22 protein-coding genes are annotated in these 23,169 nt (G+C 30.3%); 1 reads left to right on the top strand and 21 read right to left on the bottom strand.

Annotated features, from left to right (window positions below; genetic code table 11):
* Positions 1 to 7: 7 nt before the first annotated feature.
* The 10 genes from minE to AALI31_RS05365 form a co-directional block, all read right to left on the bottom strand.
* The gene (gene minE / locus AALI31_RS05410) at positions 8 to 274 is read right to left on the bottom strand and encodes a cell division topological specificity factor MinE (RefSeq protein WP_489885502.1); all 267 of its coding nucleotides are present in this window, start codon (positions 272 to 274) and stop codon (positions 8 to 10) included.
* 22 nt (positions 275 to 296) lie between these two features.
* Complete coding sequence (gene minD, locus AALI31_RS05405; protein ID WP_489885501.1) at positions 297 to 1,088, bottom strand: septum site-determining protein MinD; 792 nt, start codon at positions 1,086 to 1,088, stop codon at positions 297 to 299.
* A gap of 72 nt (positions 1,089 to 1,160) precedes the next feature.
* Positions 1,161 to 1,799, bottom strand: coding sequence for a septum site-determining protein MinC (gene minC / locus AALI31_RS05400; RefSeq protein ID WP_489885500.1), 639 nt, complete (start codon positions 1,797 to 1,799; stop codon positions 1,161 to 1,163).
* Between the two features lie 17 nt (positions 1,800 to 1,816).
* Positions 1,817 to 4,615 (bottom strand): penicillin-binding transpeptidase domain-containing protein, encoded by a 2,799-nt coding sequence (locus AALI31_RS05395; RefSeq protein WP_489885499.1) that lies wholly within the window; start codon positions 4,613 to 4,615, stop codon positions 1,817 to 1,819.
* Positions 4,616 to 4,635: 20 nt separating this feature from the next.
* A complete protein-coding gene (gene mreD, locus AALI31_RS05390) occupies positions 4,636 to 5,124 on the bottom strand; it encodes a rod shape-determining protein MreD (RefSeq protein WP_489885498.1) in 489 nt (162 codons plus the stop codon).
* Positions 5,125 to 5,128: 4 nt separating this feature from the next.
* Positions 5,129 to 5,974 (bottom strand): rod shape-determining protein MreC, encoded by an 846-nt coding sequence (gene mreC / locus AALI31_RS05385; RefSeq protein WP_489885497.1) that lies wholly within the window; start codon positions 5,972 to 5,974, stop codon positions 5,129 to 5,131.
* 7 nt (positions 5,975 to 5,981) lie between these two features.
* Positions 5,982 to 7,001, bottom strand: a complete 1,020-nt coding sequence (locus tag AALI31_RS05380) for a rod shape-determining protein (protein ID WP_489885496.1) — start codon at positions 6,999 to 7,001, stop codon at positions 5,982 to 5,984.
* A gap of 274 nt (positions 7,002 to 7,275) precedes the next feature.
* Complete coding sequence (locus AALI31_RS05375; protein WP_489885495.1) at positions 7,276 to 8,001, bottom strand: hypothetical protein; 726 nt, start codon at positions 7,999 to 8,001, stop codon at positions 7,276 to 7,278.
* A 125-nt stretch (positions 8,002 to 8,126) separates the two neighbouring features.
* Positions 8,127 to 8,795, bottom strand: coding sequence for a C40 family peptidase (locus tag AALI31_RS05370; RefSeq protein WP_489885494.1), 669 nt, complete (start codon positions 8,793 to 8,795; stop codon positions 8,127 to 8,129).
* A gap of 485 nt (positions 8,796 to 9,280) precedes the next feature.
* A complete protein-coding gene (locus AALI31_RS05365; protein WP_489885557.1) occupies positions 9,281 to 9,571 on the bottom strand; it encodes a hypothetical protein in 291 nt (96 codons plus the stop codon).
* Between AALI31_RS05365 and AALI31_RS05360 the strand changes: the two genes are divergently transcribed.
* On the top strand, positions 9,453 to 10,055 hold the full coding sequence (locus tag AALI31_RS05360; protein ID WP_489885555.1) for a ZIP family metal transporter: 603 nt from the start codon (positions 9,453 to 9,455) through the stop codon (positions 10,053 to 10,055). The genes AALI31_RS05365 and AALI31_RS05360 overlap by 119 nt on opposite strands.
* A 27-nt stretch (positions 10,056 to 10,082) precedes the next feature.
* Here the strand turns inward: AALI31_RS05360 and AALI31_RS05355 are convergent, their stop codons facing one another.
* The 11 genes from AALI31_RS05355 to gnd all read right to left on the bottom strand — a co-directional run bounded on the left by AALI31_RS05355 (position 10,083) and on the right by gnd (position 23,045).
* Positions 10,083 to 10,823, bottom strand: coding sequence for a YaaA family protein (locus AALI31_RS05355; RefSeq protein WP_489885493.1), 741 nt, complete (start codon positions 10,821 to 10,823; stop codon positions 10,083 to 10,085).
* A gap of 118 nt (positions 10,824 to 10,941) precedes the next feature.
* Complete coding sequence (locus AALI31_RS05350) at positions 10,942 to 11,772, bottom strand: pantothenate kinase (protein WP_489885492.1); 831 nt, start codon at positions 11,770 to 11,772, stop codon at positions 10,942 to 10,944.
* 20 nt (positions 11,773 to 11,792) lie between these two features.
* Positions 11,793 to 12,410 carry an ECF transporter S component gene (locus tag AALI31_RS05345; protein ID WP_489885491.1) on the bottom strand — a complete coding sequence of 206 codons (618 nt, stop codon included), beginning with the start codon at positions 12,408 to 12,410 and terminating at the stop codon, positions 11,793 to 11,795.
* 261 nt (positions 12,411 to 12,671) lie between these two features.
* On the bottom strand, positions 12,672 to 13,721 hold the full coding sequence (locus AALI31_RS05340; protein WP_489885490.1) for a hypothetical protein: 1,050 nt from the start codon (positions 13,719 to 13,721) through the stop codon (positions 12,672 to 12,674).
* 381 nt (positions 13,722 to 14,102) lie between these two features.
* On the bottom strand, positions 14,103 to 15,437 hold the full coding sequence (gene nox, locus AALI31_RS05335) for a H2O-forming NADH oxidase (protein ID WP_489885489.1): 1,335 nt from the start codon (positions 15,435 to 15,437) through the stop codon (positions 14,103 to 14,105).
* 131 nt (positions 15,438 to 15,568) lie between these two features.
* Positions 15,569 to 16,204, bottom strand: coding sequence for a hypothetical protein (locus AALI31_RS05330; protein WP_489885488.1), 636 nt, complete (start codon positions 16,202 to 16,204; stop codon positions 15,569 to 15,571).
* Positions 16,205 to 16,295: 91 nt separating this feature from the next.
* Positions 16,296 to 18,542, bottom strand: a complete 2,247-nt coding sequence (locus AALI31_RS05325; protein ID WP_489885487.1) for a peptidoglycan-binding domain-containing protein — start codon at positions 18,540 to 18,542, stop codon at positions 16,296 to 16,298.
* Positions 18,543 to 18,640: 98 nt separating this feature from the next.
* Positions 18,641 to 19,876 (bottom strand): polysaccharide deacetylase family protein, encoded by a 1,236-nt coding sequence (locus AALI31_RS05320; protein ID WP_489885486.1) that lies wholly within the window; start codon positions 19,874 to 19,876, stop codon positions 18,641 to 18,643.
* 145 nt (positions 19,877 to 20,021) lie between these two features.
* Positions 20,022 to 20,642: a cyclase family protein gene (locus AALI31_RS05315; protein ID WP_489885485.1), complete on the bottom strand. Its 621-nt coding sequence runs from the start codon at positions 20,640 to 20,642 to the stop codon at positions 20,022 to 20,024.
* A gap of 1 nt (position 20,643) precedes the next feature.
* Complete coding sequence (zwf, locus tag AALI31_RS05310) at positions 20,644 to 22,122, bottom strand: glucose-6-phosphate dehydrogenase (protein ID WP_489885484.1); 1,479 nt, start codon at positions 22,120 to 22,122, stop codon at positions 20,644 to 20,646.
* Between the two features lie 23 nt (positions 22,123 to 22,145).
* Positions 22,146 to 23,045, bottom strand: a complete 900-nt coding sequence (gene gnd / locus AALI31_RS05305) for a phosphogluconate dehydrogenase (NAD(+)-dependent, decarboxylating) (protein ID WP_489885483.1) — start codon at positions 23,043 to 23,045, stop codon at positions 22,146 to 22,148.
* Between the last annotated feature and the right edge of the window lie 124 nt (positions 23,046 to 23,169).

Raw genomic sequence — 23,169 nt, 5'->3', positions numbered from 1 at the left:
CACCTATTCAATCATCATAATTCTTACAAAAAGGAACCGTCACAACCAAAGCTGAATTCTTTTTATCAATACTGAACTCATCGGGTTTATGTAAATTTATAGAAACACTATTTATATCAATATTTATGTACTTAACTACAACCATCAAAATTTCATTTTTAATAATATCTAAAACATAAGGTGTTATACCATCTCTATCATTAATAATTATAAATTTCAATCTATTCTTTGCTATCTCTTTCGGTAAAGGCTTACTATGAAGAAATTTTAACATTTTGACGCACCTCCAACCTTTACTATCTCCTAAATATACTAACCAAGGACTTAAAAAAACTATTTTCCTCCTCTAAGCTCATAAAAGGTACTTCTTCGCCCATTATCCTCTTTGCAATATTAATATAAGCATTACCAGCCTTAGATTTATTAAACAAAACAGCAGGCTCTCCTTTATTTGTAGATATGGTTATATTTTTATCATCAGGCACAACTCCTAGTAACTTTATTGATAATGTCTCCATTATATCATCCACATCTAACATATCTCCCTTCTTGGTCATTGAGTAATTTAGTTTGTTAATTATAAGCTGATGCCTATCAAGTCCTTTTGCATCCAATTTACCTATTACCCTATCAGCATCCCTAACTGAAGTTATCTCTGGATTAACCACAACTATAGCTCTATCGGCCCCAATTACAGCATTTTCAAATCCTTGTTCTATCCCAGCGGGACAATCTATCAATACGTAATCAAAATCTTGTTTTAGTTCATTTATCAATTTTTGCATCTGCTTAGTAGTAATGTCGTTCTTATCTCTAGTCTGTGCAGTAGGAAGAAGATATAGATTATTAAATCTCTTATCTTTTATAATAGCTTGTTTAAGCTTACATTTACCTTCAATAACATCCAATAACGTATACACTATCCTATTTTCCAATCCCATTAAAACGTCCAAGTTCCTTAATCCTGTATCTCCATCAACAACTATTACACTTTTTTCAAAAGAAGCAAGCGCAGTCCCTATATTAGCTGTTGTAGTAGTTTTACCAACACCACCTTTTCCTGATGTTATAACTATTGACTCACTCATAGTATACCCCCTACAAATACTACCATTAAAATAATCATCATAAACTTAGTATAAATTAATTGGAAATTTTTACTAATATACATACTTATTTATACTATATGGTTCTACTTCAATGCAACCATTTTTTAATTTTGCGACTTCTGGATACTTCGGCTTGTTACCGTCTGGTGAAGTCGCTACAATGTCGTGAATCTGCAAAATTTCAGGACACAGCCTAAATGCTGCTATAACAGTCTCTTTATTCCCATTGAAACCAGCATGAACTCTGCCCTTCAGTTCTCCCAATACAATAACATTCCCAGTTGCCACAATCTCTGCACCACTATTTATATCACCTATTATAACTATATTCCCATTAAAAAAAACTTTCTGACCACTTCTCACTGTTTTATATACAAACTTAGTTTTACCTTCATCAATACCACTGAAATAAGAACTATTCTCTAAATAATAATTATTTTTATCCTCTAATATAAACTCTTTTACATTTATATCATTCTTAAAAAACTTCTTTATATCACTTAAAATATCATTATCTATTTTTGAAAAATCTATAATTAATTTAATAGAAGATTCTCTAAAAAATCTTAGGTTACCTTTCATTTTATCTATCAATTCTACAGCCAACTTATCATATGTATATCTATCATCATCGAATATTATCTCCAAGCCATCTTTTATACCTCTGATTTTAACTCCACCACTACTCATAAACTTCCTCCTAAAAATCAATCCATTAAGGCATAAGCATAATTAAACATTGGAATATAATCAGGATATTGTTGCTGCAATCTTTCTTTAAAATAAGCTTCGAATACTGCTCTGGCTACATACCCACCAAAATAACCATGTCCTCCATCATATAAAACTACACATACCGCTATCTCAGGATTTTCAACTGGGGCAAACCCAACAAAAACACCATACGCTGCCCTTCCAACTCTCTCCTGCATACCATCTTCTTTGAAAGTCGCAGTACCTGTTTTACCACCAGTCTCTATGGGAAAGTAGTTACCTTGTGTAAATACACTCGCTGTACTACCACTCCTATTAACTCTTCTCATCCCCTCTATTACAGTATTTACATTTTCCTGATTTAAATAAATTCTATCTAGTATCTCTGGTTCATAACTTTTAACAACATTATTATCAATATCAACTATTTTATTAACTAAATTTAATTTATATCTAATACCCCCATTAACTAAAGTCGATATGTAATTAACTAACTGTACAGGAGTAAACAAACTTGTTCCTTGACCTATAGCAGCATTAATGACATTACCGGGAGTGTAAATCTCAGTTCTTAGAGAATACAAAGTATATTCAGATACAGCACTTGCCATATTTTCTACATCGATTTCTTCATATGCAATACCGAATTCATCTCTGTAATAATTTACTAACTCGTAGAACAATTCCTTGAGGTTAGTATTAAGGTAACTTAATTTGTCATTCAAAACATCTTGTTTAATATCTAATGGCAACTCCTCACCTAATATTTTCTTTACCAGGTCTTTGATATCCTTCTTTAATTTTGATAATTTTTCCGTATCACCATTGTTTTTAGATATATCTATCGATTTAAATTTATATTTCCCAAATTCCCCATTATTTAAAATGTCGACAATATTATAAGAAGATAGAGCTACTATATTACTTCTCATACTTTGGGAATTAAATACTTGACCCGTAGTTTCATTTAATTCAATCCCTGTAGTAGATACATATTTGGTACTATTAGGCTCTCTTCCAAGTCCAAATTTCCATGCCCAATTAGCTAATATATCTAATCCTTCTATATTAGATGATTCTTTTATGTACATCCTATTTGATATTTCATAAAAAAAATAATTATTCGAATTCTTTAAAGCATCCCTTATATCAATCTTACCAAGACTATAATTAATAAAGTTTTTCCATTTATTTCCATAAGCCTCAAATACAACCTTATCTTCAATCAATTCATCTATTCCAACAACACCCTCTTCAAGAGCAGCAATTGCAGTAAGTGGCTTAAAAGTTGAACCCGGAGGAATAAGACCCTGAGTAACATAATTAAAAAACACCTTAGGGTAAATATCATTAGGATCTTCTCTTAAACTGTATACATCACTTTTATCTGAAAGCGGAAATAACTCATCAATACTTATGTCTAATCCTCGACTTTCTATATAATCTTCTCCAAAGTCATATAAATTTGTAGCAAAATACTTTTCTCTTATTTCATTCGTCATTCTATCTTCAGATACAAAAACATTTGGATCATAATTAGGTAGAGATACTAAAGATAACACATTACCACTATTAACATCAACAACAACTGCTGCCCCCCTTGTAGCATTACTAGTATCTAATCCAGTACCATGACCATCGCCTGTTTTTTGTAATCCATTCATCACGTCAGATAATGCTAATTCGGTCACTTTTTGCAAATTTTTATCTATTGTTAAATACACATTATCCCCAGCCCTAGCTTCTAAACTAAATATATCTTGCTGTTTTACACCACTATTATCTACCTTTATTACATTACTCCCGTGACTACCACGCAAGTTTGATTCAAACATTGCCTCTATTCCAGATTTACCTATTGTATCATATGAAATATTGTATCCTTCCTGTTTGTACTTTTCCTTTTGACTATCATCAATAGCTCCTATATACCCTATAATGCTTGAAGCAAACTCTCCCTCTGGGTAATATCGTATGGATTTTTGAGATACATTTATACCATTCAACATATTTTGCCTTTGCATTATCTCAAAAGCAGTTTCCTTTTTCAGACCTGATGACAAAACCACAGGATTATATTCAGAAAAACTATTCATTTTTATAGCATCTTTTATCAGTAGATACTTCCTTATGTAATCTACATCATAAGTTTCAATTAATTTATCATATATTTCTCTACCACTATTCTCAGAATAAAGAAACCCGTCTTCCAAGAGATTATACATCTTATATTCCTTTATCAAATCATAAAATATTTGTTCAGCACTTATGTCCAATATACGAGATTCAAGTTCTCTTTTTTGATTATCAGTAAGTTCTTTGACAAGTGGGTAATAGTTTTTCTTCTCTTTATCATAATATCCTCTATCGGTCTTAAATCTTAACTCTCTATTCCTTTTCTCATAATTACTAGACACATTAAACTCAAATCTAAATGGATTAACTTTAAGATCAAAACTATCATATAATTCTTCACCATTTTTATCCAATATATCCAATATTTGTTTTATAACTTCAAAAAAACTCTCACTATTATCTCTATAGTAGTATTCTAAAATATAACTTTCAACATTTGTGGCTAAGACCTCTCCATCCTTATCTAAAATCTCTCCTCGTGATGCAAGTACAGGTATCTGTCGCTGTGAATAATAATTAGAAAGCTTCAAGTTATCTTCAAAATTTATAATTTGCAACTCAATTAATTTCAATACTATTACAAAAAAGAGTATAAACATAGATATAATAACTATCAAATACCTATAATTAATACTCTTCTCACATTTATTACTCACTTTAATTCCCCACCTATGTATTAAAATTCTAATGCCTTTTTGAATAGCTTACTTTTGAATATACCATTAAGCATTGGATACATAAACAGCGACAGCACAAATACATGAAGAAATTCATAAAATATATTCAACAAACTAATACTATATCCCATGACAACTAAATAAAGATTTATAAACATACCCCTACAAACATGTAAAATCGAGATAATAAATATATAAAAAACATGCTTATTCTTATTACACTTTGTAGATAACAAATATACCACATTACCTAAAACTAAGTTCAATAACATATTGACCCCTATTACATTATGAAAGTAGACGTCTTGCAAGAAACCCGAAAATAACGATAAGCAAGTAATACCATATTTTTCATTGTTCATACAATATACAAATATAAATATTGTCAAAGCACTAGAATACACACCATCAAATCTAAAAAATGGCAGAAAAGACACATCCACTACCAACAAAATAAAAGTAAGTAGAATTACTATCACTAATTTCATAATATCATTGATACTCCACTCTATTATCACTATTCGGACAAACAACAAATAATTTGTTTACAAACTCAAATTCTACATGAGATTTTATATACACACTCTTACTCAACGTACGATCGTCATCCTTAATTTCAAAGACTTCCCCAACTGGTATATTAGCTGGATAAACTCCACCTAATCCTGAGGTCACAACGACATCACCATGTACTATATCTTCATTTATAGGCAAATACTCCATTTTTAAATTATATTCTTCTCTTGACTCACCAAATCCACTCACTATTCCTTGATTACCACTTGTTCTTTGTACAACTCCACTTACAGAGATATCCCCATTTGTTATTGGCGAAACAAGACTCCAATTATCCGAAACAGAAGTTATCATACCATAGAGACCTCCGTTAGCTATAACAACCATACCATTCTTTACACCATCATTTACACCAATATCAATAATATAATTATCTGAATACATTCCACTCTTACCTACAATATTTGCACCTATAAAACTATAGTCATGTAACACATCCTTAAAATTGAGAACATTTCTAAGTTCTTTATTTTCTTGATATAACTGCTGATAAGAACTTACCTTAGCCTTGAGATACCCATTTTCTTCACTAAGTGCTTCTACCTTAGCTACAAGTTCTGAATACTTAACAATACCTCTCCATGTATCGGATATACCCTTTGATATTGAATATACTATCTTTTGCACAGGATTTAATGCATCTCCAACAAGTCCCTCTAATCCAGATTTACTCCCACGCTGAGATGAAAACAAAATCAAAACTACCATAACTACAACCAGAAATGCTATAACTATATTAATCCTATTCTTGAAATACTTCATCTAAATACTAATATCCTCGTTGATTTTTTGCTATTCTATCAAAATTTTCTAATGCCTTCCCTGCACCCAAAGCAACGCAATCCAAAGGCTGTTCTGCTATATGAACAGGCATATGGGTCTCATGATTTATCAAAGAATCTAAATTCCTCAAAAGAGCTCCTCCACCTGCTAACATTATACCTTTCTCCATTATATCTGCTGCTAATTCGGGTGGTGTTTTTTCTAAAGTGGTTTTAATAGAATCTATTATAGCAGACACTGGTTCCTTTAACGCATCTCTAATTTGATCTTCTGTAACTTTTATAGTCTTAGGTAAACCGGTCACTAGATCTCTACCCTTTATGTCAATAACCCTCTCAACTTCATCTAATTGAAAAGCCGACCCTATCTCCATTTTAATCTGCTCTGCGGTCCTCTCACCAATCATTAAATTAAATTCTTTTTTTATGTAACTAGTTATTGATTGATCAAGTTCATTCCCAGCTATCCTAAGAGATTTACTCGTAACTATACCTCCCAAAGATATAACCGCAACTTCAGTCGTACCACCTCCTATATCAACTATCATACTACCTGTAGCATCATCAACTGGTAGCCCTGCACCTATAGCTGCAGCCATAGGCTCTTCCATTAAAACAACTTCTCTAGCACCTGCCTGTTTAGTAGCCTCTTCAATCGCTCTCTTTTCAACACCTGTTACTCCTGATGGAAAACAAACAATAATTCTAGGACTGGCTAGGATACTCTTGGAAGTCACCTTGCTTATAAATCTTTTAAGCATCGTTTGAGTAACTTCAAAATCTGCTATAACCCCATCCTTAAGAGGTCTTATAGCAACAATATTGCCAGGAGTTCTACCAATCATTTGCTTAGCTTCTCTACCGACAGCCAGAGCTCTCTTCGTTATATCATTAATAGCCACAACTGAAGGTTCCCTCAATACTATACCCTTCCCTTTAACATATACAAGTGTGTTAGCAGTTCCAAGATCTATTCCCATATCCTTACTCATACCGAACAACCCCATGATCTATCTCCTTTCAAATGATTCTACTAAATTTACTAAATTTATACTTAAATTCAACAAAACTATCTTATATCATGACAATCTCTTAGAAATTATTACACTTTTATGCTTAATTATGCACCAAATATTTCAACTTGTGTTAATTGTTAACTCACGAAATATTTGCCACCAATATACATTAAATACAAAATTTATATATTATTCTACCATCTAAGACTAATTTAAACAAGCACAATTATAAAAGGTAGATCTAATGCATACTTTTACACTAAACTTAAAACTTATATTGTTTAAAGCCATAATATAGAAAATCCAATATACTTTCTAATTCATGAACATATACGTTATCCTCGAATTCCAAAATTAGTTCTTTAAAACTATTAAATTCATTGTAAAATCCTACACTTCCATAATTAGGTTTTATGTTTTTTACCTCTTCTTTGAAACTTGAAATATTAATTGCATTTTCAAACAAATCTTCGTAGTTATCTATAATGAAATTTGAGAATTGTTCTATTATGTTTACAATCTCTGATCCATAAGCTATATCTAAAGGAATTTTATATATTTGCTTAACAAACTGTATATTATGACTTTTGAATATGCTTACCATATCTAAAAAATTATTACCACTGGAAACTCCTATAAATATTTTTTCATACTTTCCATCATTAACTACAGTAGCTAAAGTTTTATGCTGTAACTCACCTTTGAAATCTTCTGCATTATCTAAATCTGTAAACACTCCGCCTTGAAATAATATCACACTACTTTTAGATATTTTTTCTACATTATCCACATCAACCATTTCTACAATATTTTCATTTTCTACAAAAAACGATTCATCTCTATTAGAGTAAATAGTATTTCCATAAATTATCTTAGCTAGATTACTGGAAATAATTATCGATATTATTAAAATTAAAAACGAAGAGGAAATAAATACGAACATATCATTACTTTTAATTTTTTTCATGTATCTATCTTTTCTATAATTCATTTATCTCAATGTTCCTCCAAAAATAAAAATATAATAAAAATATATGCATATTTTTTTATAAATATATTCTATATTCAAACAAAAAAAGATAGTGCCAAAACTAACACTATCTTTCAAAAATCATATTAATAAACTCTAGTAGCCCAAGCATATCTCGAACCATAATAATCATCATTTATACTTGATATTGTAACACCAGAACTCGGGCTAGCAGCATGAACGAATTTCCCATCACCTAAATACACACCTACATGCGACAAACTAGAGTAAGTATTTGAAAACACTAAATCACCTGGCTTCAAGTCACTTCTACTTATCCTATCGCCTGAATAAGCCTGAGATTGACTCGCTCTTGGGAGATCAATTCCAAAAATACCATAAACATAAACGACAAAACCTGAACAATCAAAAGAATTAGGTCCAACTGAACCATAAGAATACGGTCTACCAACCAATCCTTTAGCAAAATCAGCAATTTTAGCCCCAATATTATCCTCATCACTACTAAGATCATCTGAATTAACTACATTTTTCATATTGCTACCTTTAGTAATGCCCCTAGGCGGAGTATCAACCCCAATACTTGCCCTTATGCCTAGTTCCTCACCATTTAAAACATCAATGATACCCCTACCATCAGATATTCTACTATAAATAGTTTCAAATATTCCTTCGTTATCACTTTCTTGGACAACTTCCTCATTACCAGTCAAAGTATCAGCTTTTGGCACAACACAAAATAAGGTAGAACCAACCATAACACCGACCAAAAATCTCTTTAGTCTACCGTTCATGAGAACCTCCTAAAATATAAAACAAAATAAATATCGACTAAAAATAAAACCTATCAACACAAACATAAATATAAGATGATGATACTTCAGTCTCAATATACGTATTTACTAAATTTTACTAAATATAAAACCACTGTACACGCATACATAATATTATATTATATACTTAAAATCAATACTACTAATTACGTTTTTATTAATAAGATACACAATTTTAATTAAAAATACATAAATGCATAAATAAATTTATACTTCTACGGTATATCTGTACAAATATATAAATTCACACAAATTAAAAATATTTCTATGTTTAAAAACTATTCTCATTTAAAAATAAAAGTATCAAAATAATTATAAATCATGTAAAAAAACATCTTATTTAAATTAAAATAAATATATTTTTCATAATCACAATACAATATTTTATCAATAATATTATAATAAATCTAAATTAATTACTAATAAAAATATTTTCGGAGTTATACCTAAATCATGTATAATTTTTCATCTCTATATGCAACATTAATAAGTACATTAATAGCTATGCTATCGACTATTATCGGATCATCTTTTATATTCTTTACGAAAAAAAATATAAACGTAAAATATGAAAAATTTTTCCTAGGCATCATATCTGGCATGATGGTTTCATCACTTATTATATCAATACCCATACCTATTACAAGTTCATTTATCATAAAAACGCATAGTGCTTTATTAATAATTTCAGGAATAGTTATAGGAATAATTTTAATTAGATCATTAGATAAAATCATATCATCAAAACCAGAAATATCATCACTGAATAGAAAAAATTACTTAATAATAATATCATCTTCCCTTAGAAATATTATAGAAGGTATATCAATAGGTATAGCATTTTCCTTATCCTACAATTTTACATGGAATATAACAGGTGCAATAACTTTATCGATAGCCATGATTTTACAAAATTTCTTAGAAAGTTTCTCTATATCTCTGATATTTAAAAAACACAAACTTTCCACCTTTAAATCATTCTTAATAATATGTATACCTGGTCTTCTTGAACCATTAGGTGGAATTATAAGTATAATATTATCAACTAATATCACAAATTTCCTTCCATTAGTGGTATCAATGGTATCAACAATAATAATAATCACAGTTATACGTGAACTTATCATTGAATATATTTCTAAAAGATTTATTAAATACACTTTACTAGGATTCATATTAGGATTTCTAGTATTGATGTTTACTGAAATATTTATAAAATAGAGGTACATCCCCTAAAAGGGCGTACCTCTATTTTATAAATACATATTCCCCACTATTTGATAAAGTTTTATCAAATCTATAGTTTAATTCATCAAACTCTTTTAATAACTCAACTCTAGTTATTCTATTTCTAACAATAAAGTTTACCATTCTACCCCTAGCAGCTTTAGCATCATTAGCAACAATACGCAAATACCCATTTTTATTAGTTTTAAATACGCACGTTATAAACATATCTCTAGAAGTTATATAAGGTTTAACCGATTTACTATACTCATTTGAACACAAATTAACAATTTGTCTATCACATCTAACAATATCATCATACATGACCCTACCAAAGTATTCATATAAATCTCTCGTACCGTCAACACTAATCTTGGACTTTAATTCGAGCCTATACTCATACACACTATCGTACGGATTTAAAACACCATATAGTCCACTCAAAATTCTAACATGCTCTCTACAAAATTCAATTTCCTGATCATTAAATATAGACGGATTCATATTCTTGTACGCAGTTCCAGTATAACACAATATAGCAGGACTACCGTTATTATCAAATTTGATTCTCTCATATCTCAGTTTGTTCATTTCTGCTAACTTATAATTTATACCCATAATAGTCATAATTTCATCAATACTGGTCTTATTGACAAAATCTACAATTCTCCTAGCCATATCAATCCGCTGTGGCACAGTCAAATTTATATAGTGGTCTTCACATTCTTCCATGGACAAAGACGGAGACATTATGCAAATCATCCTCAAAATCTCCTCAAATTAAATAATAATCTATAAATCCAAAATTATAAAACAATTACACTCTATAAACAAGAGTACTATCTAATCACTTCAGTTGCATAAGTTTCGTACAAATTCGCTACTTCATTAAATTTTTACGATAATACATAATCGCTCCAACTGCTGTTGAAAAAACAGCATCATCTGGAATAGTAAACTTCACATTGTGCAAATTCTCCAATCTCGCAAAAATATCTTTGATACACGAAAACTTAGTCATACTTCCTGTTAAAATGATGTTCTCAACATTGGTCCTCTTAACATGGGCTACCGCCAAAATACCTATAGTTTGGTAAACCATATTTGCTATGCCAAGTGCTAAATCATTTTTTGTAGCACCACTCTTGATCCATCCAAAATTGGAAGCATTCTTGTCCGGAGGTAGAGAAGGAATTACATCTCTACATATATCACCTATGTATAAATCAACATTCAAAAGAGAACCATTGCTCATATATTCATTCAACAAATCTAAATCCGTAACACCCAATAATAACCTTGAAAGTCCAACTAAAGTCCCTCCTCCTACAGCGCTTCCTATTAAATGAGTCATATCTTTACCATCTGCCAATACATATGCCGTACCCGTTCCCATGCTCACAACCAATGCAGAATCCTTTGAAGAAAGATACAAACCTCCATACCCTATAGAATCGAATTCACTAACTTTAAGTGTCTTAACACCGTAAACATCACCTTCTAAAAAAGAACTTCCAACTCCAGTTACAACTATACATTTCAAATTCTCTACACACATACCGTGAATAGCTAAAAATTTCCCTACAGCTCCATGAAACGAGGTTAACTGATCCTCGGTCTTAATCTGGAGACATCCTATCTTGGTTTCCCCATTGAAGCCAACTACCTTGGTTGTAGATCCTCCAATATCAACCCCCAAAACTAATTCCATAAAACCTATTCTCCTCATTGCTACATTTTAGATTTAAAAGCCTTGTCTACAAAAAAAGCAACTAATCCACCAAATATGCTTTCTGGTACTGAACTTGTTACTATGGTTAACAATATAACGCCTTTCAACGCATCATATCCAATACCCAGAAAAGTAGAATACTCGTAACTAAAGAATACATAAACAAATAGCATCAACATTACTGAGGCTATAAAATTAGCTAAAAACGCCCCTATAAAACTTGATACAAACTTATTGTTCAACCTCTTGAAAGCAATTCGGATAAAGAAGTAAGAGAGAAATCCAAGTGCTATCCTTGGAACAAAACAAACCACCAAGCTCCAAAAATTACCTCCTATGCCTCCTACAGAGTAAAATGGAGTGAACAAAAAAGCAACAGGAGATCGTGGGGCAAAAGTCCAAATAAGAAAACTCAAAGAACCGTATACAAGACCCATTATTACCGAACCTCTAAGTCCTAAAATAACAGCAGCTACTATCACAGGAACATGGGCAATAGTCATAATTATGGGACCCATAGCTGGTAAAGCACCAAGTGGAGTAGTCATAATAACTATCTCTATTGCTATTAAAATAGCAAGCATTGTAACAAAAGAAACCCTTTTTCTATCGCTCATTCAAAACATCCCTCCCTGACATTAGAGATCACGTAAAACATAACAAACCGAAATGACACAATTCAAAACCACATAATCAAAATTAACACTCTCATTGTTCAAATTGTTCAAAAATACCGATACTAAAATTCTAACCAAATTATAATCTATGATGTTTAAATAGTCAACCAAATATAAATTTATAGAAAGATACTACATTGCAAATCAATCAATCTAACATGTAAAAACGATTATACAAACATACATAAAACTAAATTTGTTTTAGTAAATAATTTGGTTATTCCTTTTCCCATCTAAAATCAAGTCAAGCAACTCATATCTCGTTTCATTTTTATTTAAAGTAATTTGAAAATTCTCCTTTATATTTTGATTCATATTGTTAACATAACTAACATGAGACAAGACCACAATAGTATCACCCTTTTTCATCATGTTCCAATAATATTTTTGATTCTGCATATCAGGAAATTTAGAAATTGTAGGATCATCATGAACTAAATTCACAATCATTTTGCTAACTCTCATCACATCGTGTATTTCATCATCAGAAAGCAAAAAATCATATATGGATTTTTCAACTTGATTGTTTAAAAACATATCCTCATTCAATGAATTTCTCACACGAAAAATTTCATTATCATCCCCATAGTAGGCTGTGAAATAATGGTTTCTATAAACAAAAATACAGTAATCATGATCTTGATAGTTTTGACTTTCAAAAAAATCTATAATCTTAATCTTCTCCTTATCCATTCCCAATGTATCGGTTACACCATACAGTCTCAAAACCATATCTCCGCCCATAGAAACACTCTCACCAATTTTATCAAAATATTTTAAATAATCCTTAGTTTTTTGTTGAGCTAAAATCATTTCTACTTGATGTGAAATCTCATCTTTAATTCGTATGAGTTCATATCTATGGGAAGAATCTACATAGTCATATAAAAATTTATCTATATAAACTTGCGTTTGCTGATATTCATTATTACTCAAATTCTCCTGTATAGCTTTATAATCTCTATACTCTGCATACTCATCTTGTATATAAAACCCAAAAATTACACACAGAGCTATGAAAATTAAAATTAAAATAGATCCAATCCTAAATTTCATAAACTTTTCTATCTCACAACTTAAGAGCTGTATACCGATTTTATTGATTTTGTAATCTTCAGGCAAACTAAGTCCTAATACTTCATCCCTTGTTTTATCAAAAAATTCACTCAACGTTTGAATTTTATTTCCACAAAATGTACAAAACTTTTCATGTTCACCAACTAAAGTTTTACACACGCTACATGATTTCACAAAAACCACCTCAATTAATTACTAAAACCTTACATAAAATAATGGTAATTATATTTTCGTAAATATTTTTTTTACTCTTAACAATTTATAATAAAAAATCTCTAGCCAAACAAATGACTAGAGATTTTCAAAATTTGTATAGTAAGTTATAGTAAAAATTAAGGATATCTAAGTAATCCCATTTTTTAAAAATTTTATTCAATATTTTTTATTTATTATAAAAATTTATATAAAATGTCCCCTATCATGCACACAAAATTTATTATAAAATATAGGAGTACACTTAAAATAAAATATTTAATTTCTAAAAATTAAATTACTTAAATCTCCACAATATTAAAAGCCTCTTTGATTAAACAGAGAGGCTTTTAATAATAAACACTATTTAGTGGAAAGTGCTGCCATAGTTATGTAGTTATATGGCTGATTAAAATGTGGCAAAAAGAAAATATCCAATAGCTTTAGTTTATCTATGGTAACTTCCTCCTGTATAGCTAGAGAAAACATATGTATTGCCATAGAAATATCTTGTCTTGACGCAAGCTGTGCTCCTAAAATTCTTCTTGTAGATTTATCAAACACTATCCTAATCTTAACCATCTCATTATTTTTCTTCATAAAGCTAGGCTTTTGTGTATCTTCAAATTCCGTAAAATCTGCATCGAATCCAAACTGTCTTGCAGAATCCAAAGTCATACCCGTAGAAACCATATTCAACCCATATATCGAAATGCCGTTAGACCCCTGAACCCCTATAGATTCAATTTCTGTTCCACATGCATTGTGTCCTGCAATAATCCCACTCCTTACAGCATTAGTCGCAAGTGCAATATAGCTTATCTCTTTCTTAGAATTATCATAAACCGTAGCACAGTCACCTATAGCGTAAACATCTTTGATACTAGTTTCATTTTTTAAATTAACCTTATAAGCCCCATTTTGAAGTGTTTCAATTTTATCTTTCCCAAGAGATGTATTAGGCAAAAATCCAATAGCTAAAACCACCATATCAGCATCGATTTCTCCCTTATCTGTAATAACTTTTTCAACTTTTCCATTCCCTTTAAGCTCTATAACTCTCTCGTTAAATCTCGTAGTTATGTTATTACTCCTTAGGTTTTCACACATTAGATCTGTAAAAGGTTTATCATAGTACCTTTCAAGGCAAGTTGAAGCTAAATCCAAAAGTGTCACATTCTTACCACATCTTTGAAATGCTTCTGCTAGTTCGACACCTATATAACCCGCTCCTATAACAGCAACATTTTTTATGTTAGGATTACTTAATCTTTCGATAGTTTGAGCAGCATCCTGATACAATTTAACAAATTGTACATTGTCTAATTCTTTCCCAGGTATATTAGGAGATATCGGCAGAGAACCAGTTGCTAGTATAAGTTTATCATAGCTTTCTCTTATTGCACTTCCATCTTTACGCTTACCTATAACAACCTTATTTTCAAAATCAATTTCAGTAATCTCCGATTCCATATGGACACTAGCACCCTTAGCCTCCATTTTCTCTTTGGAAGAATAGAATAACCCTTGAGGACCATCAATTACATTTCCAATCCATAAAGCCATTCCACAACCCAAGAAACTTATATTTGAATTTCTATCAAAAACAACAACTTCATTATCACTATAGTTGTCTAACACTGTATTAATAGCAGCTGTTCCTGCATGATTAGCACCTATAAAAACTATTTTACTCAATGCTCCATCCTCCTCTAAAATAATCAATAATACTCAATCTATACTATACCACATTTACAATGATTGAAAATATAAAATTTTATATTTATATACTCTAAAATTCGATAATTATAATCAGATAACTATCAATATTAAGGTTGTTCACCGAGTATATTTTTATTCACAGATGTAAAAAAATTAATAAAATTACCTGTTAAAATTTCCACTGTATCTTCACTAAGTTTAATTTTTAATTCGCTGGATTTAGTTACACTAATTTTTAATTCTATCTCCTTCCGTGGAGCCTTACTTATATATTCCATCAAAATATTTTTTATATAATCTCCACTATAAAGATTATCTAAATTTTCAAAATCAAGAGATCGTTCTAAGAAATCGCTTAATGCATCTATATATACATTTGAAAAATCAAAATACTTAAACTTGACATTTACATCAACAAATTCATCGTTTTCTTCCTCTTGAAAAATCTCATACTCGAAATCGAATATCTTTTCTAATACTAAATCGCTAAGACTTGCAAACTCACCTTCAGTATCTTGCAAATTCAATACAATTTTCATATAGTCTTTAAACATATTGGATTCATCATCTTCAATTAAATATGTATAACTCTTGCTTATATTTCTGCTTTTGAGATCTGATAAAAAACTATCGACTGTCCTAATGTACTTCCTTGATCCGCATGAAGTTATCACAAATAACAAACAAGTCAAAACTATAAAAATTGGTGTTCTATATTTTAAGACCCTAATTATCTTTTGCAAATTAATTACCTCCAAATCTTTATATAACACTTAGAATTTATAAAAAAGGATTTTCTAAACATATACATGCTAGAAAACCCATGAGTCAAACCTATTTAGTGTAAAACTTCTCATATTCATTCACAAGATTATTCCAAGTCAATTTATCAATTATCCCATTTTTATCATAACCAATCTTATCCTGAAATTCTTTGATATGCTTAAGAGTATTGTCATCAAATTTTCCATTTTCCAAAATCTCATCATTATTTGAAAAATAGTTTTTATTGTTTTTCTTAATCGAATTTATATATTTTTGTACAAGTATAACATACCCACACGTGCATCCATATTCCAAATTAAAATTAGGATATTCCATCGAATACTCAGACTTAAACTTGCTTTTATCTATATCAATAATATAGTTCTTCTTCTTAGCACATTCTTCCTTCTTATCTTGCCTAATATTACAACAATCTCCATCAATTTGCAATTCTTCCAAAGCCTTATTTAAGGATACTAATTTCTTTAAACTTTCCTCTCCAAATATTCCATCAACATTTAGTCCAAACCTTTTTTGGAACTTTAAAATAGTCTCCTTAGTTTTTGGACCAAATATTCCATCTTCATCAAGCTTTTCTAAAAATCCATAATATTTAGATAAGTTATTTAGTTCCCTTTGCAAACTCTTTACATTTTCTCCTTGATCTCCAAATTTCATAGGGATTTCTATTTCCTCTAAACTCAAAATCAACCTAAAGTCATCTTTAAGTTGCTTTATATCTTCTATAAATTCTTCGTTGTCGTCTGATACATTTGGAACAAACATAGAAAGATCATTTATATTTTTTTCAACATACTTTATTCTATCAATAGTATCTTTACCAACAATGCCATCAACAACTAACCCAAACCTTTTTTGAAATTCTTTAACGGCATCTCTAGTCTTTTCACCAAAATACCCATCTTCATCTAATTTATCAAATGATCCATATTTTTTGAAGATAAAATTTAAAGATTTTTGTATATTTTTTACATCTTCTCCCTTGCTGCCTAACTCCATTGGAAATGCATTTCTTATAATTTCTTCAATATTATTTGAATTATCAAATATCTTCTTAATCAAAGCATACAAAAGTGAAATTTTATTCCAAGTTTTCACTCCCACAATTCCATCTGCATCTAGGTTAAAAATCCTTTGGAAATCCCTCACAGCCCTTCTCGTATTTTCTCCAAATATTCCATCCTCATTTAGTATTTTTGATATTCCGACATATTGTTTCGCAATAGTATTTAAAGCTTTCTGAATAAACCTAACGTCATCTCCAACAGAACCAACTGACAAATTTCTTTGAGGATTTCTATTGATAATTCCTCCAACATCATCAACATTGACAAGTTCAATATTATCGCCATAATATTTTTTCAAAATATCCAAAGCACCAAAGCCATCTTCAGCTAAATCAAAACTTCCCCACCTAGACAAGCTTCTACCACTACAATTTGAAAAGTTATAACATTTTGCCAGAAACGGCTGACTAAATCCGTTAACTCTTATGCATGTATAAAATATCTCATCAACAATATCACAAACATTCCTAAATAAATTTCTTCCCTTAACATACATTTGATCATCCTCAGAGCTACTAGTTATATCAAATCCATATCCCTTACTCTTATACCAATCGGTATATATTCTATTTAGAGTAAATGAAATAATGGAATGAACATTCGCACATATAGCCTCTCGACTCCAAGTCGGATAAACAGATGAACAAGAAACATTCTTTATATAATCAATAAATGGAACTGCAAGTACTTCTCCATCATCACCTGGACAACCTATGTGGACGATTATAAACTCAGGTATAAAAATATCACAAGTTTTCAAAACAGGTTTTATAGATTTTTCATCCTGCTTAAAATTATTCGTATGATCACTATGTTCACCTTCGAGTACACAAGGAGGATGATTTTTAAAATGCACATGATGTTTTTTGGATTTTCCTTTTTTATCCTTGTTGGATCTAAATTTACCTTCTCTATTATCAATTTTCACTTCTTGTATCGATAAAATATCTGAATAAATTTGTATACCGTCAATAAAAATTATCTTATCGTTCTCAAATCTAACCTCAGCATCAACTTCTGTATATGGAATTTCTCTATTGAACTTATCAAAAGTTAAAGATTTGTCTTTTGTATAAACTTCAAACTTATCTGTCTTTCCACTTTCATCTACATTTAACAAATGGTTTACTTCTCTTCCATCTATTTTAGTTATTTTTACCTGTGCATTTGAGATAGGGGTAGCACCATTATCCTTTCTTAACTCAAAAATCAAATAACCCTTTTGCAAATGAATCCACCTTAATTTAGTAATAATAAATATTATATTTTACATTTTTAGAATATGTTAAATAATATTGTAACTTAAGTATTTATAAAATAAGTTTATTAATTGAATAACTTAAACCCACTATCTAATTTTTCTCTATTTGAAGTGACTATTTCTTCAAACATTTTATGTAAACCTTCCTTACTGTATTTTGAAGTTTCATAACAAATTAAATTCCTACGTATATCAACATAGTCCCTTATGACAAAAGAATATTTAGTAGTTTCCTTATTCGAAGAACAGAAAATATTAAACCCATTTGCATTAAGATACCTGAACCTCTCATCATTTTCACTTATCGAATTATCATATGGATACACAAATATATTCGTATTTCCAACGATATTCGAAACATACTTAAACCAATTTTCTACATCCCTCTTAATGTAATCAAGTGTTACATTTTTAAAATTCATATGATCATATGTACGACATGCGAATCTCCATCCCTCTTCTTTCAATCTATCAGCGACCCTCTTAGCATCAAAAATATCATCAGATAATTTTCTTAAAACCTCAATGTTTAATCTATGCTTATTTATATTTCTCCCAGTGTTATATCCAAACACCCCATTAGAACCAGTCAAAGATATAACAGCTCTAGCACCATTTAAAGAAAAATCAGGATGACTTTCAATAAATTTATTAAGTATGGGTATAATCTCCACGTCATCTCTAAGGATCTCTTTTCCCATATCCACACCAAAACTCTTTATCTTTAAATCTCTCTCATCTATTACGAGCTTATGTAAACTATTAATCTCATTTTCACTGTAATCTAAATCATCAATAAATAATACGAATGGTCTTTTACCCTTTGGTATTTTTAGATCTTTGTATTTAATCTTAAACTTTCCATCTCTATACACTTCTTCGTATACATCAAAAATATCTACAATTATATAATTATTTTCGTAAAGTTTATCCAGAAATTTCTTGAATTCATCTACGGTTACAAAAAAATTATATAGTACTCTCTTGTTAATATTTTTAGCATTAAGTATTCTTCTAGAATTTAAAACGAGCGGATGAAAAAATATGTAATCAATCTTACCTGTATATATCACAAATTCATCTTTGGAGATTTCATCTAAATCGATAAAATTAAAATCTTTATCATTGACCTGAGACATTCTTTTCAATTCATCGTCCATATCATAATCCTTAGTTATAATTAATCTGAGAGTTTCCTTCCCGATTAATATCTCATCTTTAAAATTAAAAACAAGTAAAACTAAAAACAGAGCTATATAAAACCAATTAAAACTAAATAGACATTTTAATTTGCTAAACATAATCTTATAGACTCCAAGTTTTCATAAATTATAAAATCTTTCTATTTCTATTATGTTCAATAAATATTTTAAAATTTAATATATCAAATTGTAATTTTTGACAACAAAAAAGAGAATATAGAATTTACTATATCCCCTTCAAACATTACCTCTCTATCAGGATAACTCTAGACGGGGCACCCTCCGCACCTTTAATCTTCAAAGGAAGTGCCACTAAAAAATATTCTCCTTGATTAATATCCCTAAGGCTTAATCCTTCAAGTACTGCTACACCATTTTTTAAAAACGCTTCATGAGTTTCATGATTTGGCTGATCTCTTTCAACACTTAGAGCATCGATGCCAATGCCCTTAATCTTTCTTTTAACCAGAAACCTAGCTACATCAGTTGAAATAAATACAAATTTACAATCAAACTTATCGGCAAAAGAATTCTTAGTTTTAAATATTACAAAATCGTCCTCACATATATTTAAATTTTCAACATGCTTCATTTCTATTTTTTCTTCAACATCAACTAAATCAAATACCTTGCAATCTGTTACACACTTATACAAATCCTGATCATCTATAGAGCTACCACCTTCAATCATATGAAGTGGTGCATCCATATGAGTTCCAACATGCATATCTAATAGAGCTCTGCTTTCATAACTTGTTCCCTTAGAATAATCATTTACAATTGTGATTACAGGTCTCTTTTCATTTTTATTTTTGTAAACAATCATATCTGGATGAATCAAAGTTGATATATCATATATTTTCATTTTAAATATCCCACCATACCATATTTTCGCCATTAAGGAGTTTATTCATTTCTTTTGGACCATCACTAAATGAATCATACATGTACAGAGGAATCTCTCTACTTCCCCATATATTCAATATTTTTTCTACAAATCTCCAAGAAAATTCCGTTTCATCCCATCTGGTAAATAAAGTTGAATCTCCTTTAATAGCATCGTGAATAAGTTTTTCGTAAGCTTCAGCTGAAATTATAGAATGACAATTTTGGCAAAAATCCATTTGAATCGGAATAATTTCATTTTTATTTCCTTGTTTCTTAACATTAAGTCTTAAAAATATTCTTTCATCTGGGTGTATTCCTATAACAAGCAAATTCGGTTGAACATTTCTATCTCCGTCGTATAAAACAAATGGAGAATCCTTAAACTGTATTACAACTTCAGTTAATTTTTTCTTAAGTCTCTTTCCTGTTCTTATATAAAAAGGAACCCCTGTCCACCTGTAATTATTTATAAAACATTTAAGTGCAACAAAAGTTTCGACGTTCGAGTCTCGAGAAACATTGTCCTCATCTCTGTAAGATTTCATTTTACCATCTTTATCTCCTATGTACTGTCCTCTTACGATATTATTAATCACAAAATCTTCATCAACTTCAGGAATTGCTCTTAAAACTTTAACCTTTTCATCCCTTATATTCTCGGTCTCTAATGAAACCGGCGGTTCCATAGCAATTAAAGTCAATAGCTGAAGCATATGATTCTGAAGCATATCCTTCAACGCTCCAGACTTTTCATAATATTGTCCTCTGGACAACACCCCTAAAGATTCACTGCTTATTATTTGTATATTATCTATATATCTGTTATTCCATATAGACTCAAATATGGGATTTGCAAACCTTATAGCCATTATGTTTTGTATCATTTCCTTACCGAGGTAATGATCAATCCTATAAATGTCTCTCTCTGTAAAAATATCGGTTATTTTTTCATTAAGGTCTATTGCAGATTTCAAATTTTCACCAAAAGGTTTCTCTATAAGTATTCTTTTTATTCCCTTTTCTCTATCAACCAATGCATTTTCTTTAAGTCTATCTGCTATTATAGAAAAATACTCAGGAGAAACAGCCATGTAATACATTATATTTTCAGAACAATTATGATCATTGCACAATTTACCAATGAATATCTTAAGTGCATCGTAAGTCGTATCTTTAACAAAATCTAATCTTAGATACTTGAATATCTCACAGAACCTTTTCCAAATACCAACATCAAAAGTATTTTTAGAGAACTCCTTTAATGAGTTTAAAACATTGTCTTCATAATCTTTTTGCGTGAGTTCCCTTCGTCCAATACATATTACAGAAAAATTTTTTGGTAGGATATTTTGTATATATAAATTGTAAAGGGCTGGCATCAACTTCCTATAAGTGAGATCACCAGTAGCACCAAATATAACAAAAATATTCGGATCAACAATTTTCGATTCCTTCATATTGCCTCCAACCAATTTCCAAATTATTTATTTTCCTTTACCGCATGTCCTCCAAATTCATTTCTGAGAGCAGCAACAACCTTACCTGTAAATGTGTCTTCTTGTTCACTCCTATATCTCATCATTAAAGATTCCGTTATGACTGTCGCAGGAACTTTCAATTCCAATGCCTCCTGCACTGTCCAAAGACCCTCTCCTGATGAATACATAACTCCTTTTATTTTATCCAAGCTCGAATCTTTCTTAAATGCATTCTCTGCAAGCTCCATTAACCAACCCCTTATTACAGAACCATTATTCCAAACCTTAGAAACCTTTTCGAAATTCAAATTAAACCTACTCTGTTTTAAAATTTCAAACCCCTCACCAATAGCAGCCATCATTCCATATTCAATGCCATTGTGAACCATTTTCACAAAATGACCTGAACCATTTTTACCACAGTGTAAATATCCATTCTCAACACTTATATCTTTAACTAAAGGCTCTATATATGAAAAAACTTCCTCCTCAGCTCCAATCATGGTGCATGCTCCATTTCTAGCTCCATCAATTCCTCCACTTGTTCCAATATCAATAAAGTCTATACCTTGTGCTTTTAATTCTTCATATCTTCTCAAGGTATCCTTATAATTAGAATTACCACCATCAATTATAATATCTCCCTTATTTAACAAAGGAACTATTGACTTAATCATACTGTCTATGACATCTCCAGCCGGAAGCATAAGCCAAATAACTCTTCGTCCTTCCAACTCACTGACTAATTCCTCTATAGAAAATACTCCCTCAAGCCCATCATTTATAGCTTGACTTACCTTCTCTTTTGATCTATTGAAACAAACTACCTTATGACCATTGTCCTTCATGTTCAGTGCTAAGTTATATCCCATTCTTCCTAATCCAACTAAACCAATTGTCATCAAAATATCTCCCCTTTTAATTTTAACTTTTAAAACTATCCTTATAGTTATTAATAATTATTATTATATAATTTTACAAGTCCATTATCAAGTAAGTCAAAAACAAATAAAGCAACACCTCTCG

Source organism: Anisomitus miae (SeqCode), from assembly GCF_054906395.1.
This window is presented reverse-complemented; position numbering and strand designations above follow the sequence as displayed.

What these genes read in the sequence shown, in the direction of transcription:
- gnd (WP_489885483.1), bottom strand. Translation starts at nt 23,045, where the DNA reads ATGACAATTGGTTTAGTTGGATTAGGAAGAATGGGATATAACTTAGCA.
- minE (WP_489885502.1), bottom strand. Translation starts at nt 274, where the DNA reads ATGTTAAAATTTCTTCATAGTAAGCCTTTACCGAAAGAGATAGCAAAG.
- mreD (WP_489885498.1), bottom strand. Translation starts at nt 5,124, where the DNA reads ATGAAATTAGTGATAGTAATTCTACTTACTTTTATTTTGTTGGTAGTG.
- AALI31_RS05370 (WP_489885494.1), bottom strand. Translation starts at nt 8,795, where the DNA reads ATGAACGGTAGACTAAAGAGATTTTTGGTCGGTGTTATGGTTGGTTCT.
- AALI31_RS05355 (WP_489885493.1), bottom strand. Translation starts at nt 10,823, where the DNA reads ATGATTTGCATAATGTCTCCGTCTTTGTCCATGGAAGAATGTGAAGAC.
- AALI31_RS05380 (WP_489885496.1), bottom strand. Translation starts at nt 7,001, where the DNA reads ATGGGGTTGTTCGGTATGAGTAAGGATATGGGAATAGATCTTGGAACT.
- AALI31_RS05365 (WP_489885557.1), bottom strand. Translation starts at nt 9,571, where the DNA reads ATGATTTTATCTAATGATCTAATTAAAATTATTCCTATAACTATTCCT.
- mreC (WP_489885497.1), bottom strand. Translation starts at nt 5,974, where the DNA reads ATGAAGTATTTCAAGAATAGGATTAATATAGTTATAGCATTTCTGGTT.
- minC (WP_489885500.1), bottom strand. Translation starts at nt 1,799, where the DNA reads ATGAGTAGTGGTGGAGTTAAAATCAGAGGTATAAAAGATGGCTTGGAG.
- AALI31_RS05350 (WP_489885492.1), bottom strand. Translation starts at nt 11,772, where the DNA reads ATGGAATTAGTTTTGGGGGTTGATATTGGAGGATCTACAACCAAGGTA.
- minD (WP_489885501.1), bottom strand. Translation starts at nt 1,088, where the DNA reads ATGAGTGAGTCAATAGTTATAACATCAGGAAAAGGTGGTGTTGGTAAA.
- AALI31_RS05315 (WP_489885485.1), bottom strand. Translation starts at nt 20,642, where the DNA reads ATGAAAATATATGATATATCAACTTTGATTCATCCAGATATGATTGTT.
- zwf (WP_489885484.1), bottom strand. Translation starts at nt 22,122, where the DNA reads ATGAAGGAATCGAAAATTGTTGATCCGAATATTTTTGTTATATTTGGT.
- AALI31_RS05375 (WP_489885495.1), bottom strand. Translation starts at nt 8,001, where the DNA reads ATGAATTATAGAAAAGATAGATACATGAAAAAAATTAAAAGTAATGAT.
- AALI31_RS05320 (WP_489885486.1), bottom strand. Translation starts at nt 19,876, where the DNA reads ATGTTTAGCAAATTAAAATGTCTATTTAGTTTTAATTGGTTTTATATA.
- AALI31_RS05345 (WP_489885491.1), bottom strand. Translation starts at nt 12,410, where the DNA reads ATGAGCGATAGAAAAAGGGTTTCTTTTGTTACAATGCTTGCTATTTTA.